The following is a 13690-nucleotide window of genomic DNA, read 5'->3' on the forward strand; positions in this document are numbered from 1 at the left end:
AGAGGACCCTCGCAGATGACTGCTTCGGCCCGGCTTGAGCAGCTCGGCATCGCGCTTCCGGACTTGGTTGCGCCGCTGGCCTCTTACGTGCCCGCGGTGCGCACCGGCAACCTGGTCTACACCTCGGGCCAGCTGCCGATCGTGGCGGGAAAGTTGACGGGCACCGGCAAGGTGGGCGCCGACGTGGATCCCGATGACGCCAAGGCGATGGCGCGGCTGTGTGCGCTCAACGCTCTGGCGGCGGTGAATTCCCTGGCGGGTATCGACGCGGTGACCCGGGTGGTCAAGGTCGTCGGATTCGTCGCCTCGGCGCCGGGTTTCAACGGTCAGCCCGGCGTCGTCAACGGGGCCTCGGAACTGCTCGGTGAGGTGTTCGGCGACCAAGGTGCGCATGCGCGTTCTGCGGTGGGCGTATCCGAGCTACCGCTGGATGCGCCGGTCGAAGTCGAGTTGATCGTGGAGGTCGGCTAACGGCCGTGACCGAGACAGTTGAGCCGCTGACTCATCCCGCATACGGCAGTTTGCGGGCGGTCACCGACACTGCCTCGGTCCTGCTGGCCGAGAACCCGGGCCTGCTGACGCTCGAGGGCACCAACACCTGGGTGTTGCGTGGACCCCGCAGCGACGAGCTGGTCATCGTGGACCCGGGGCCCGACGACAACGAGCACATCGCCCGAATCGCATCGCTCGGGCGCATCGCGCTGGTCCTGATCAGCCACCGGCACAGCGATCACACCGACGCCATCGACAAGTTGGTCGAGCTCACCGGCGCGACCGTGCGCTCGGCCGGCAGCGGATTTCTGCGTGGCCTCGGCGGCGAGCTGGTCGACGGCGAGATCATCGACGCCGCCAACCTGAAGATCAAGGTGATGGCAACGCCGGGCCACACCGCGGACTCGTTGTCGTTTCTGCTCGACGACGCGGTACTGACCGCCGACAGCGTGCTGGGCCGCGGAACCACCGTCATCGACAGCGAAGACGGCAGCCTCGCGGACTACCTGGAGTCACTGCGGCGCCTGCGCGGTCTGGGCCGTCGCACGGTGTTGCCCGGCCATGGCCCCGACCTGGCCGACTTGGAATCCGTCACCAGCGGATACCTGACGCACCGCCATGAGCGTCTCGAGCAGGTGCGCGCGGCGCTGTGGGACCTCGGCGGCGAAGCGACCGCCCGCGAGATCGTCGAATACGTCTATGTCGACGTCGACGAGAAGCTGTGGGACGCCGCCGAATGGTCTGTGCAGGCGCAATTGGACTATCTGCGGCGCGAGTAATTCAGCGAGTGTGCGGCGGCGGCGTCGAGTGTGCGGCCAGGGCGAGGAAGTCGCGACATTCCCGCCCAGGCGCAACACTGAAAGCCCAGGCGCAACACTGAAAGCCCAGGCGCAACACTGAAAGCCCAGGCGCAACGCCAGTTGCGTACCGCTACCGCGCGCGGCGGGCCAGTCTTTCGGAGTCCGAGATCAGCACGCTTTTGCCCTCCAGCCGGATCCACCCACGGTGCGCGAAATCGGCGAGGGCCTTGTTGACCGTCTCCCGGGAAGCGCCCACCAGCTGGGCGATCTCCTCTTGGGTCAGGTCGTGGGTGACCCGCATCGCGCCACCCTCCTGGGTGCCGAAACGCTGAGCGAGCTGCAGCAGTTGCTTGGCCACCCGACCGGGCACGTCGGTGAAGATGAGGTCGGCGAGGTTGTTGTTGGTGCGACGCAACCGTCGGGCGAGCACCCGCAGCAATTGCTCGGCGATTTCGGGCCGATCGGCGATCCACGCGCGCAGCGCATCGCGGTCCATCGAAACCGCGCGTACCTCGGTGATTGTCGTGGCGCTCGACGTCCGGGGGCCCGGGTCGAAGATCGACAGTTCGCCGAACATGTCCGACGGGCCCATGATCGTCAGCAGATTCTCCCGGCCATCGGGTGACCGGCGACCGATCTTGACCTTCCCCGAGACGATGATGTACAGCCGATCGCCTGGTTCCCCTTCCGCGAAAACGGTGTGTCCACGCGGGAAGTCGACGGGTTGTAATTGCTTGGTCAGTGCGGTGACTGCGCCGGGTTCAACCCCTTGGAAGATTCCTGCCCTTGCCAGGATCTCGTCCACTTTGACCTTCAGCTTTCCAACGAAGTGATATGGGTACCTACCTAGCCCGGGTTACGAGTCTAGAGGTAGGCCAACGTGCCAACGCTACACACGATTGACGTGTCTAGTCGCCTCATATTGCGGATTTCCGCCTGAATGCGCGTGTATCCGCATCGGTAAAGCGCGTGCGGGGGGATCGGTGAATGCGGTTGCGAGCAGCGATTCGGCGCGATGGCGACCGCTGGGCGGCGGGGACAGCGCGAGTTGCTGGGCCTGGCGTCGATGCAGGTATTCCAGCGCTTCGGGCATCCCTTCGGTCGCCAGCGTGTGCATATCCATGGCCTGCGCCCGGTCGAGAAACTCGTCGACGTCGGTCGACGTTATCGACTCCCGGCCGAGCTCTCTTTCGAGCCGCCCCAGGCCCAGCGCGGCGAGCATTAGCAGCCCCGGCACGCACGCCACCAGCAACCATGACACAAGGAGAGTAAACATGGCCAAGGTCTCAGAGAGATTACGAAATCAGTACTCTGTCGTAGGTGACAGTGGCAAGGCCGTCCGGGCGTTCGAAAACCACGGCGGCTACCCCTGATTCCAAGCCTGATTCCGCCCTTGCCCGGCGTTGGGCCTCCGAAACTCGAGTCGGTTTGGTGCGTCGCGCGCGCAGGATGAATCGCACACTGGCACAAGCATTTCCGGACGCACATTGCGAGCTGGATTTCAGATCGCCGCTGGAACTGGTGGTGGCCACCATTCTTTCGGCGCAGAGCACCGACAAAAGGGTGAACCTCACGACCCCGGCGTTGTTCGCCAGATATAAGTCGGCAGTGGATTATGCGAAAGCCGATCGCGACGAGCTGGAAAACCTCATCCGCCCCACTGGCTTCTTCCGCAACAAGGCGAGCTCGCTGATCGGGCTCGGGCAGGCCCTGGTCGAGAAGTTCGACGGCGAGGTGCCCTCGACGATGGAGGAGTTGGTGACTCTGCCCGGGGTCGGGCGCAAGACCGCCAACGTCGTCTTGGGGAACGCCTTCGACATTCCCGGGATCACTGTCGACACGCACTTTCAGCGGCTGGTGGCCAGATGGCGTTGGACCGAGGAAAAGGACCCGGTCAAGATCGAGCACGCGGTGGGCGAATTGGTCGAACGCAAGGAATGGACCCTGCTGAGCCACCGCGTGATCTTCCACGGCCGCCGGGTGTGCCACGCGCGCAAGCCGGCCTGCGGGGTTTGCGTGCTCGCCAAAGACTGCCCGTCGTTCGGGCTCGGCCCCACCGAACCGGCGCTGGCCGCGCCCCTGGTGCAGGGCCCCGAGGCCGAACACCTGCTCTCTCTGGTCGGGCTGTAACACGGCCGGGACGTTGACCCCGAGAACTCGCTGGACCATCGCGATCTTGGCGGTGGTGGTCGCGCTGGTGGCGGCGTTCGTTGTGCAACTGCGCGACGACTCCGCCGCGACGACCTCGCCCGCAATCTCGGGGCCGAATCGGGAACACCGCGACGCCGACACACCGGCCGCGCTGGCCGGCCCCCGCGCGCGGGCAAACCTGTCGCCCTGCCCGGCGCCGGGCAACGGCGCCGGCCCCGACGTCCTGCGGGGCGTAGTGGTCGAATGCGCGGCCGACGGATCCGCCGTTGACGTCGCCCGTGCGCTGGCCGGCCGCCGGGTGGTCATCAATATATGGGCGTACTGGTGTGCGCCGTGCGCGGCCGAATTGCCCGCGATGGCCGAATATCAGCGCCGGGTCGCCTCCGACGTCATGGTGGTGACCGTGCATCAGGACGAGAACGAGACGGCCGCATTGTTGCGGCTGGCCGAGCTGGGCGTTCGGCTCCCGACCTTGCAGGATGGGCGGCGGCTGATTGCCGCAGCACTCAAGGTCGCAAATGTGGTGCCCGCGACCGTGGTGCTCCGACCGGACGGTAGCGTTGCGCAGACGCTGCTGCGCGATTTCGCGAGTGCCGACGAGATCGAGGCCGCGGTTGGAAACAACGGATGACCGAGTTCGGCGGTCCGACAATGGCTGGGCAGGTGGACCCGACAAGGAGGCGCCGGTGAGTGGTGGGGGTGCCGCCCGCGCGCAGGGGACGGTTCCCCTGACGCCCGACGTCTGCCCGTCCTGGTTACGCCCGCTGGTCGACAACGTGGGCCAGATCCCGGAGGCCTACCGCCGCCGGTTGCCTCCCGATGTGCTGGCGATGGTGACCGCGGCCCGGGCGGCATCGGCCAACGACGACCGCGAGGCCGCTGTGCTGGTTCTGTTTTCGGGTCCCGACTCCGGGCCGGGTGACGGCGGCGTGCCCGACGACGCCGACCTGTTGCTCACCGTGCGGGCGTCGTCGCTGCGACACCATGCGGGCCAGGCGGCGTTCCCCGGCGGCGCGGCCGACCCCGGCGATCGCGGGCCGGTTGCCACCGCGCTGCGAGAAGCCCACGAGGAGACCGGGATCGACGTCACCCGGCTGCATCCCCTGATCACGATGGAGAAGACGTTCATCGCCCCGTCGCAGTTTCACGTCGTCCCGGTGCTGGCCTACTCGCCGGACCCCGGACCGGTCGCGGTGGTCAACGAGGGCGAGACGGCGATCGTGTCGCGGGTTCCGGTGCGCGCGTTCATCAATCCGGACAACCGGCTGATGGTTTACCGCGGCGACCTCGGCAATCGTTGGGCAGGCCCGGCGTTTCTGCTGAACCAAATGCTGGTTTGGGGATTCACTGGCCAGGTGATCTCCGCGGTTCTCGACGTCGCCGGCTGGGCAAAGCCGTGGGACACCAACGACGTCCGTGAACTCGACGACGCGATGGTGCTGGTCGGCCGGCAGGGTGGCGCGCGATGAATTCGATGACCCCGTCGCAGTGGCTGGATATCGCCGTGCTTGCCGTCGCTTTCATCGCGGCCATCTCGGGCTGGCGTTCCGGCGCGGTGGGTTCGCTCTTCTCGTTTGTCGGTGTGCTGCTGGGCGCGATCGCGGGGGTGCTGCTGGCGCCCCACATCGTCAGCCACATCGCCGCCCCGCGCGCCAAGTTGTTCGGCGCGCTGTTCCTGATTCTCGCGCTGGTCGTCGTCGGTGAGGTCGCCGGCGTAGTGCTGGGACGAGCCGTGCGCGGTGCAATCCGCAGCCGCACATTCCGAACAGTGGACTCGGTCATCGGGGTGGGGGTGCAGCTCGTCGTCGTGCTCACCGCCGCGTGGCTGCTGGCGACGCCGCTGACCCAGTCGAAAGACCAGCCCGAGCTGGCGGCCGCGGTCCGCGGTTCGCGGGTGCTCGCCGAGGTCAACACCATCGCACCGCCGTGGTTGAAGACTGTGCCCAAACGCCTTTCGGCATTGTTGAACACCTCGGGGCTGCCCGCGGTGCTCGAGCCGTTCAGCCGCACGCCGGTGATCCCGGTCGAATCACCGGATCCGTCGCTGGCCACCAATCCGGTGGTCACCGCCGCGGCGCCCAGCGTGGTGAAGGTACGCAGCCTGGCGCCCAGCTGCCAGAAAGTGTTGGAGGGCACGGGATTTGTGATCGCTCCCGATCGCGTGATGACAAACGCGCACGTGGTCGCCGGATCCAGCAGCGTCCAGATCTACGCCAGCGGTAATCCGTTGGATGCCACCGTCGTTTCCTACGACCCCTCGGTCGACATTGCCATTCTTGCCATTCCGAACCTGCCGCCACCGCCACTGGCTTTCAGTGATACCGAAGCGAAGACCGGCACCAACGTGGTGGTGCTGGGTTACCCCGGCGGCGGCAACTTCACCGCGACTCCGGCCAGGATTCGCGAGGCCATCAAACTCAGCGGCCCCGACATCTACCGCGATCCGCAGCCGGTGACCCGCGACGTCTACACCATCAGAGCCAATGTGGAGCAAGGCAATTCGGGTGGGCCGCTGATCGACCTCAGCGGTCACGTGCTGGGCGTGGTGTTCGGCGCTGCCGTCGACGATCCCGACACCGGGTTCGTGTTGACCGCCGGTGAGGTGGCCGGCCAGATGGCCAAGATCGGTGACACCCAACAGGTGGGCACCGGGACCTGCGTCAGCTGATCAGTGCACCTGCTCGAAAAACCTCATCAGGTGTCTGTTGATCTCCTCGGGCATCTCTTCATGGCTGTAATGCCCTGCGCCGGTTACGGATACGTAGCGGCCCTGCGTTGCATAGCGCTGACTGTGGTCGACCGGATCGGCCAGCACGTAGGGGTCGGCGTCGCCGCGCAGATGTAGCAGCGGAACCCCGAGCTGGCGCGACATCGACTTCATGAATCGGCGGCCTTCACCGCGTAGCTGGCTGCGCACCGCCCAGCGCTGGTATTCCAGGGCGCAGTGCGCCGCACCGGGAATCTGTATCGCCGTGCGCAGATACCCGATCGTCTGCGAGAAGTCCTCGGAGGCAGCCCATTTGGCGGAGCTACGGTACTTGACCAGACGTTCGATCTCGGCGCCGTTGTCGCGGGTCAGCAGCCGCTCGGGCCAGAGCGGCAGCTGATAGCGCAGCAGGGTCGGCAGCAGTGCGGAACTCTGGTCGCGGCGCGTCAACGCCGATCGGCGCAGCGCCGCCGGGTGTGGCGAGCTGACCAGCGCGATTGCGCGCACCAGCCGCGAATGCAGCAGCGCGGTAGTCCAGCAGCACAGCCCGCCGTCGGCGTGGCCGACGAGCGTCGCCGACGAATGCCCAAGCGCGCGAATAAGTCCGGCGGTGTCACCGGCGAGCGTCCAGCCGTCGTAACCACGTGGCGGCTTGTCGCTTCCGCCGTAGCCGCGCAGGTCGACCGCGACCACCCGGGCATCGGTCAGCCCACGCAGCTGATGACGCCAGGACCACCAGAACGAGCCGAAGCCATGCAGCAGTATCACCAGCGGCCGTGCGGCTGCCGCCGCCGGTGCGCCCGGTCCGGTCGGTAGCGCCTCGACGACGTGGAATCGAATACCGTTGGCGTGCACGTCCAAATGGCGCCACGGCCCGTCGATGCGGACCATCGACGGATCAGGTACTGCCATTTACCAACCTGAGGGGTCGCCGGGGTTGCCGTTCTCGGGCTTGGCGTGCTTGCCGGGCGCGTCGGTGAGCTGCTTGGTCGCGGCGGCGTGCTTGTCGTGGCCCGGGGTGAGCGCGGTGCGCGTCTCCTTGACCGATTCGATGGTCTCCTGTGGTCCGCGGATCCGGCGCACCTTCAAATAGCCCAGCAGCGCCAACACGGCACCGACCACGACCATGAGCGCGAACACGATCAGGAAAGCCACCCAGCGCCACAGCCAGTTGTCGAGCAGCTCGGCGAGGAAGAAGAAGAAAAAGAAGGTGGAGTAGAACAGCACCACCAGCGCGGCGATGAAGAAGACGCTGCCGGTGAGGCCCTTCTTGATGTCGCGGGTGATCTCCGCGCGGGCCAGCTCGACCTCGGCCCGCACCAGCGTGGACGCTTGAGTGGTCGCGTCTTTGATCAGGTCACCGATCGACGGTTCGCCGGGCCTGGCGTGCGGGTCGGCCAACGGAATCGTGGTCAGCGTGCTCGGCACACCATTGTTGCGATCGACCTTGCTCACAAACGGTCCTCTCCGTTGAACTGCCCGGCTCCTGATAAAGCCGCTGCTTGGCTCGCATAGTCGCCGAGCCCGTTCGCTGTCGTCGCGGTTTATGTTGCCATGCGCCGCGATGCCAGACGAGGCCAGCCGAAGTCCGCGGGACCCGGCGCCCGGCGGGCCCGGCCGCCGCTATTCGCACAGCAAGAGGGGCACCGGGGTGATCATCTAGACTGGCGCAGCTGTTCTCCGACATCCGGCCCGCTGATGGGAGCTACGCATTGCAGACGGCGCATCGGTGCTTTGTGGCGGCGCTGGTGGCCGTGCTCCTCGTCCAGCCCGCTTTGCCTGCAAACGTCGCGGCCGCTGACGACCGGGTCCCGATGGGTGGCGGTGCGGGCATCGTCATCAACGGAGACACCATGTGCACGCTGACCACGATCGGCGGTGATGCCGCCGGTGAACTGATCGGTTTCACCTCCGCGCACTGCGGTGGACCGGGCGCGCAGGTCGCCGCCGAGGCCGCCGAAGGCAGAGGCGTCCTGGGCGTCATGGTCGCGGGCAACGACGCCCTGGACTACGCGGTGATCAAGTTCGATCAGGCCAAGGTGGCGCCGGTGGCCAACTACGGCGGGTTCATCATCAACGGCGTCGGTCCGGAACCGGTGTTCGGGCAGATCGCCTGCAAGCAGGGCCGGACGACCGGCAATTCGTGTGGTGTCACCTGGGGGCCGGGCCAGGACCCGGGAACCATCGTCATGCAGGTGTGTGGCCGCCCGGGTGACTCCGGCGGGCCAGTGACGGTCGACAACCTGCTGGTCGGGATGATCCACGGCGCGTTCAGCGACAACCTGCCGACCTGCATCATCAAGTACATCCCGCTGCACACTCCGGCGGTGGTGATGTCGTTCAACGCGATCCTGGCCGACATCAACGCCAAGCACCGGCCCGGCGCGGGCTTCGTCCCGATACCGGCCTGAGCTACTTGGCCTCTCTGATCGCGTCGAAGACGCCCGGGTCAAGCAGTGTCGACGTATCCCCGAGGTCGCGATTTTCGGCGATGTCGCGCAACAGCCGGCGCATGATCTTGCCGCTGCGGGTCTTGGGCAGTTCGGGCACCACGTGGATCTCGCGCGGCTTGGCGATCGGCGAGATCTCCCGGGCCACCTCGTTACGCAGCTCCTCGACGATGCCCTCATGCATGTCGTATTCGGCGCACATCACAACGAACGCGCAGATGGCTTGCCCCGTGGTCTCGTCCTTCTTTGCGACCACCGCGGCCTCGGCCACTCCGGAGTGGCCGACCAGCGCCGACTCCAGCTCAGCGCTCGAAAGCCGATGCCCGGACACGTTCATCACGTCGTCGATGCGGCCCACCACCCAGATGGCGCCGTCGCGGTCGTAATAGGCGCTGTCGCCGGCGAAATACCAGCCCTGCTCGGCGAACCTGGACCAGTAGGTCTCGACGTATCTGTCCGGGTCGCCCCAGATGCCGCGCAGCATCGACGGCCACGGCTGGTCCAAGACCAGGTAGCCGGTGACGTGTTCGCCATGGTGGACGGTCGGCGTCAGTTGCTCGCCGTGGTCGTCGACGATGCTGGCCGAGATCCCCGGCAGCGCCCTCATCGCCGAACCGGGTTTGGCCGCAGCGACTCCGGGCAGCGGGGAGATCATCGCCGAACCCGTTTCGGTCTGCCACCAGGTGTCCACGATCGGGAGGCGGTCGGCGCCGATCACCCTGCGGTACCAGCGCCAGGCCTCGGGGTTGATCGGCTCGCCCACCGTGCCCAGCAGTCGAAGGCTGGACAGGTCGTGTGCATCGGGGATCTCGTGGCCCCACTTCATGAACGTCCGGATCAGTGTGGGCGCGGTGTAATAGATTGTGACGCCGTACTTTTCGATGATTTCGAAATGCCGGTGCTGGCTGGGCGAATCGGGGGTGCCCTCGTAGAGGACCTCGGTGACGCCGTTGGAGAGCGGACCGTAGACGCCGTAGGTGTGCCCGGTGACCCAGCCGATGTCGGCCGTGCACCAAAACACGTCGCGGTCGGGCTTGATGTCGAAGATGTTGTAGTGCGTGTACGACGACTGCGTTAAGTAGCCGCCGCTGGTGTGCACGATGCCCTTGGGCTTTCCGGTGGTGCCCGAGGTGTACAGCAGGAACAGCGGGTGCTCGGCGTCGAAAGGCACCGCGGTGTGCTGGGCCGACGCGGAATCCACCACGTCGTGCCACCACACGTCGCGGTCGTCGTTCCAGGACACGTCAATTCCGGTGCGCCGCACCACTAGAACCTTCTCGACGGGACTGTCGCCGTCCGGTCCTGACGCCACGGCCTCGTCGGCGGCATCCTTCAGCGGCGCGGGCTTGCCGCGCCGGAACTGCCCGTCGGCGGTGATCAGCACCTTGGCCTGGGCGTCGGCGATGCGGGCGCGCAACGCCTTGGCGGTGAAACCGGCGAACACGACGCTATGCATGACACCCAGTCGCGCGCAGGCCAGCATCGCGATCACGGCTTCCGGGATCAACGGCATATAGATGGCGGCGCGGTCGCCGGCGACCAGACCGAGATCGGTCAGCGCGTTGGCCGCTTTGCACACCTCGTCTTGCAGGTCGGAGTAGGTCAGGCTGCGGCTGTCGCCGACCGGCTCGCCCTCCCAGTGAATCGCCACCCGGTCGCCGAGGCCGGCCTCGACGTGGCGGTCCACGCAGTTGTAGGCGACGTTGAGCGTGCCGTCGGAAAACCACTTGGCGAATGGCGCCTGCGACCAGTCCAGCACCTCGGTGAAAGGTTTGGTCCACGTCAGCCGGTTGGCCTGCTTGGCCCAGAACGCCAGCCGGTCCGCTTCGGCCTCCCGGTAGAGATCCTCGCGAGCGTTGGCCTGCTCGGCGAACTGCGCCGGCGGCGGGTACGACGAAGGGCCTTCGGTGTGTGTGGCGGTCACTGGCTTCGCTCCTATGTCGAGTATGTCGAGGGCCGGGCTTCGAGCTGGTCAACCGTCTGTGAGCCTAGACCCGCCAGCCGAATCTGTGGACGCCAATCCGGGGGTAAACCTCGTTGTCATCCCGCATAATCACGGTTGTGCCGGAATCTCGCGGGCAGCGTGCCCGTTGTCTATTCCTCAGCATTGCCGCGGCCGCAACGAGTTACGCGGTGGCCGGCGTGCTGGGGCCGCACGCGTTGGCGGTGCCGGTCGGCGATCAGGCGGTGCCGTGTCGCTCCGAGCAGGTCGACGTCGCCGCTTCCCCGACGCAGGCCGCCGTGGGCCACCGCTCGGTGACTCTGACGTTCAGCCTCGCCGGTGGTGCGGAACCGTGCACGCTGACCGGTTACCCGGCGGTCGAGACGGGCGAGGGCGGCCCGGATATTCACGCCAAGCCCACGCTGCGCGGCTACATGGGCGGCTTGCCGAGCGATGTCGATGAGCCGCCCACCGTCACCCTGTCGCTGGCCTCACAGGGGCAGGCGATCGTGGAGGGCCTCGCCGTGGACCGCAAGGGCAACCCGTGCCCCAATTACACCGCGCTGCAGGTCAACCCGCCGAACACGATCATCGTGCTCACGGTGCCGGTTACCATCGACGCCTGCGAATTGCAGGTGCACCCGGTCACCGCCGCGCAGCAGTAGGAACTAGTACGGGCTCGCCCTCTCCAGGCAATAGACAACCGGGGGAGTGGGGTAGCTGACTCCGTTGAGCCCCGACGGGCAGTCCGAACTGTTCGCGGTGCCGTCGATGCGCTGGACGACTCGCATCACGCCCGACTCGTGGTCATTGCAGTCACCCAGGGTCAGTTTGGGACGGTCGCGCTCGCCGGATACGAGATAACACTGGCCCTGTTTGAGGTTCAGAGCGAAACACAGGATGGTCGAGCTGTCGGTGTAGCGGTCATAGATGGAGCCCTCGCGCTTTCCGTCCGGGCACTGTGCCGACGGTCCGCCCTTGGCGGCAAGCAAGTAGGTATTCACCGGATCGGCACAGTCGTTGCCCGGACTGGAATTGAATGCCTCTGAGCGATAAGACATTTGGGTAATGCACTCGCCAACCTGCATCGACGTGCGTTCTTGAGACTTGGCGAGCCGCGATGTCGCGTTGACAAAGTCCGCCACGATTCCGAGCACCAGCACGACTGCGCCGATCGTGATCAGCGCAGTGGATGCCCCGCTCGTGCGACGCGGCGGCACGCCATACGACGGGTAACCGGGGTAGGGCTGCTGCGGGCCGGGATATCCCATCGGCGGCGGGTAGGGGTAGCCGGGGCGCTGCCGTCGGCGGCTGCGGGAACGCTCCCACAGGCCGACGATCAGACAGATCAATCCGACGAGGGGAAAGCCCACAGCGAACGCCGCCTCGCCCAGCGCCACACCCACGTCGTGCTCCGAGGCGAGAAGCGTGACCCCCATGCCGAAATCCTAGGTTGTCGACGCCGGGTGGTGCACTTCACCGGCGGTCCTTCCGTGGCCGATGCGCTCGCAGGCCCTAGGGTCGCTGTCATGCGTTGGATGCGGGCTGTGACTGCCGTCGTCCTGCTGGCGGCCGCCGCCTCCCTGGCCGGCTGCGGTGGCGGCGTGTTGAGCCCTGAACTGGTAGTGGTGAACGGCGGTGAACCGCCGAACCCGCTGATACCGACCGGGACCAACGACAGCCTCGGCGGGCGAATTCTGGATCGGCTGTTCGCCGGCTTGGTCTCCTACGACGCCGACGGCAAACCGTCGCCGGAAGTGGCGCAGTCGATCGAGACCACCGACAACGTCAACTACCGTATCGTTCTCAAACCGGGCTGGAAGTTCACCGATGGCTCTGCGGTGACGGCACATTCGTTCGTCGACGCGTGGAATTACGGTGCGCTGAGCACCAATGCCCAGCTGCAGCAAGACTTTTTCAGTCCGATCGCCGGATTCGACGACGTAGCCGGCCCACCGGGTGACGGCAAGCCGACCACGATGTCCGGGCTTGCGGTGGTCAACGACCTCGAGTTCACGGTGCGCCTGCGGGCGCCGACCGTCGACTTCACGTTGCGCCTGGGTCACAGCGCGTTCTATCCGTTGCCCGACCGGGCATTTCGTGACATGGCGGAATTCGGGCGCAACCCGGTGGGCGACGGGCCGTATCGGCTGGCCGACAGTCCCGACGGACCCGCCTGGGAACACAACGTCAAGATTGATTTGAAGCCCAACCCCGATTACCACGGCAACCGCAAACCTCACAACAAGGGCCTGAGGTTCGAATTCTACGGCAACCTGGATACCGCCTATGCTGACCTGCTGTCCGGCAATCTCGATGTCCTGGACACGATTCCGTCCAGCGCGCTGACGATCTACCGCCGCGACCTGGGTGACAACGCCGCCAGCGGGCCCGTCGCGGTCAGCCAATCACTCGACACGCCATTGCGGCTGCCGCATTTCGGCGGCGAGGAGGGCCGGTTGCGGCGATTGGCCTTGTCGGCCGCGGTCAACCGCCCGCAGATCTGCCGGCAGATCTTCAACGACACCCGCAGCCCGGCCCGCGATTTCACCGCTCGCTCCCTGCCGGGGTTCGATCCGAACATCCCGGGCAACGAGGCGCTGGACTTCAATCCTGAACGGGCGCGCCAACTTTGGGCGCAGGCCGACGCGATCTCACCCTGGAGCGGGCGGTATGCCATCGCTTACAACGCCGACAGCGGCCACCAGGAGTGGGTCGACGCGGTGGCCAACAGCATCAAGAACGTGCTGGGCATCGACGCCGTCGGCGCTCCGCACCCGACGTTTGCCGGGTTCCGCACCCAGATCACCAACCGCACCATCGACACCGCCTTCCGCGCCGGATGGATCGGCGACTATCCGTCGATGATCGAATTCCTCGCCCCGCTGTACGCCACCGGTGCGGGGTCCAACGATGTCGGATATTCCAGCCGGGAGTTCGACGCCGGGCTCGCGGCCGCCGAGGCCGCGCCCAACCTGCAGCAGGCCGACGTCCTGGTCAACGTGGCGCAACGAATTCTGTTGCACGACATGCCCGCTGTACCGTTGTGGTACTACATTGCCGTGGTCGGGTGGTCGCCGCAGGTCGGCAACGTCAAGGTCACCTGGAACGGGCTGCCCGACTACGAGAACATCGTCAAGGCCTAAAA

15 protein-coding genes are annotated in these 13690 nt (G+C 66.5%); 9 read left to right on the top strand and 6 right to left on the bottom strand.

Translation table 11 applies throughout. From position 1 onward, the window contains the following. The first annotated feature begins 15 nt into the window (after window positions 1–15). Together ACAG21_RS03415 and ACAG21_RS03420 are read left to right on the top strand one after the other, a co-directional pair. A complete protein-coding gene (locus ACAG21_RS03415; protein WP_370494604.1) occupies window positions 16–471 on the top strand; it encodes a RidA family protein in 456 nt (151 codons plus the stop codon). Between the two features lie 5 nt (window positions 472–476). Continuing rightward, the gene (locus ACAG21_RS03420) at window positions 477–1271 is read left to right on the top strand and encodes an MBL fold metallo-hydrolase (protein ID WP_370494605.1); all 795 of its coding nucleotides are present in this window, start codon (window positions 477–479) and stop codon (window positions 1269–1271) included. A gap of 151 nt (window positions 1272–1422) precedes the next feature. On the opposite strand, the gene crp is transcribed toward ACAG21_RS03420, so the two are convergent. Further along, the gene (crp, locus tag ACAG21_RS03425; RefSeq protein ID WP_036465140.1) at window positions 1423–2097 is read right to left on the bottom strand and encodes a cAMP-activated global transcriptional regulator CRP; all 675 of its coding nucleotides are present in this window, start codon (window positions 2095–2097) and stop codon (window positions 1423–1425) included. 84 nt (window positions 2098–2181) lie between these two features. Beyond that, window positions 2182–2568 (bottom strand): hypothetical protein, encoded by a 387-nt coding sequence (locus ACAG21_RS03430; RefSeq protein ID WP_370494606.1) that lies wholly within the window; start codon window positions 2566–2568, stop codon window positions 2182–2184. Between the two features lie 173 nt (window positions 2569–2741). Here ACAG21_RS03430 and nth point away from each other — a divergent pair, with 173 nt between their 5' ends. The 4 genes from nth to marP are packed head-to-tail and all read left to right on the top strand — an operon-like array spanning window position 2742 to window position 6111. Further along, the gene (gene nth / locus ACAG21_RS03435; protein ID WP_370494607.1) at window positions 2742–3422 is read left to right on the top strand and encodes an endonuclease III; all 681 of its coding nucleotides are present in this window, start codon (window positions 2742–2744) and stop codon (window positions 3420–3422) included. 13 nt (window positions 3423–3435) lie between these two features. Further along, on the top strand, window positions 3436–4074 hold the full coding sequence (locus ACAG21_RS03440) for a TlpA family protein disulfide reductase (RefSeq protein ID WP_370494608.1): 639 nt from the start codon (window positions 3436–3438) through the stop codon (window positions 4072–4074). Window positions 4075–4129: 55 nt separating this feature from the next. After that, on the top strand, window positions 4130–4912 hold the full coding sequence (locus ACAG21_RS03445; protein WP_370494609.1) for a CoA pyrophosphatase: 783 nt from the start codon (window positions 4130–4132) through the stop codon (window positions 4910–4912). A 5-nt stretch (window positions 4913–4917) separates the two neighbouring features. Further along, window positions 4918–6111, top strand: a complete 1194-nt coding sequence (gene marP / locus ACAG21_RS03450) for an acid resistance serine protease MarP (RefSeq protein ID WP_370495023.1) — start codon at window positions 4918–4920, stop codon at window positions 6109–6111. On the opposite strand, the gene ACAG21_RS03455 is transcribed toward marP, so the two are convergent. Next, entirely contained in the window at window positions 6112–7062 is a 951-nt protein-coding gene (locus ACAG21_RS03455; protein ID WP_370494610.1) for an alpha/beta fold hydrolase, read from the bottom strand. Beyond that, the gene (locus ACAG21_RS03460; RefSeq protein WP_370494611.1) at window positions 7063–7605 is read right to left on the bottom strand and encodes a phage holin family protein; all 543 of its coding nucleotides are present in this window, start codon (window positions 7603–7605) and stop codon (window positions 7063–7065) included. 257 nt (window positions 7606–7862) lie between these two features. Here ACAG21_RS03460 and ACAG21_RS03465 point away from each other — a divergent pair, with 257 nt between their 5' ends. Continuing rightward, the gene (locus ACAG21_RS03465) at window positions 7863–8561 is read left to right on the top strand and encodes a S1 family peptidase (RefSeq protein WP_370494612.1); all 699 of its coding nucleotides are present in this window, start codon (window positions 7863–7865) and stop codon (window positions 8559–8561) included. A 1-nt stretch (window position 8562) separates the two neighbouring features. Here the strand turns inward: ACAG21_RS03465 and acs are convergent, their stop codons facing one another. Further along, on the bottom strand, window positions 8563–10524 hold the full coding sequence (acs, locus tag ACAG21_RS03470) for an acetate--CoA ligase (RefSeq protein ID WP_370494613.1): 1962 nt from the start codon (window positions 10522–10524) through the stop codon (window positions 8563–8565). A 137-nt stretch (window positions 10525–10661) separates the two neighbouring features. On the opposite strand from acs, the gene ACAG21_RS03475 reads away from it, so the two are divergent. After that, complete coding sequence (locus tag ACAG21_RS03475) at window positions 10662–11207, top strand: DUF4232 domain-containing protein (protein WP_370494614.1); 546 nt, start codon at window positions 10662–10664, stop codon at window positions 11205–11207. 3 nt (window positions 11208–11210) lie between these two features. Here ACAG21_RS03475 and ACAG21_RS03480 read toward each other — a convergent pair whose 3' ends face one another. Next, entirely contained in the window at window positions 11211–11981 is a 771-nt protein-coding gene (locus tag ACAG21_RS03480; RefSeq protein ID WP_370494615.1) for a hypothetical protein, read from the bottom strand. Between the two features lie 90 nt (window positions 11982–12071). Between ACAG21_RS03480 and ACAG21_RS03485 the strand changes: the two genes are divergently transcribed. Further along, window positions 12072–13688 (top strand): ABC transporter substrate-binding protein, encoded by a 1617-nt coding sequence (locus ACAG21_RS03485; RefSeq protein WP_370494616.1) that lies wholly within the window; start codon window positions 12072–12074, stop codon window positions 13686–13688. Window positions 13689–13690 lie beyond the last annotated feature (2 nt).

The organism is Mycobacterium sp. pR1184, from assembly GCF_041287235.1.
GTDB lineage: Bacteria > Actinomycetota > Actinomycetes > Mycobacteriales > Mycobacteriaceae > Mycobacterium.

What these genes read in the sequence shown, in the direction of transcription:
- ACAG21_RS03415 (WP_370494604.1), top strand. Translation starts at nt 16, where the DNA reads ATGACTGCTTCGGCCCGGCTTGAGCAGCTCGGCATCGCGCTTCCGGAC.
- ACAG21_RS03430 (WP_370494606.1), bottom strand. Translation starts at nt 2,568, where the DNA reads ATGTTTACTCTCCTTGTGTCATGGTTGCTGGTGGCGTGCGTGCCGGGG.
- nth (WP_370494607.1), top strand. Translation starts at nt 2,742, where the DNA reads ATGAATCGCACACTGGCACAAGCATTTCCGGACGCACATTGCGAGCTG.
- marP (WP_370495023.1), top strand. Translation starts at nt 4,918, where the DNA reads ATGACCCCGTCGCAGTGGCTGGATATCGCCGTGCTTGCCGTCGCTTTC.
- ACAG21_RS03455 (WP_370494610.1), bottom strand. Translation starts at nt 7,062, where the DNA reads ATGGCAGTACCTGATCCGTCGATGGTCCGCATCGACGGGCCGTGGCGC.
- ACAG21_RS03480 (WP_370494615.1), bottom strand. Translation starts at nt 11,981, where the DNA reads ATGGGGGTCACGCTTCTCGCCTCGGAGCACGACGTGGGTGTGGCGCTG.
- ACAG21_RS03485 (WP_370494616.1), top strand. Translation starts at nt 12,072, where the DNA reads ATGCGTTGGATGCGGGCTGTGACTGCCGTCGTCCTGCTGGCGGCCGCC.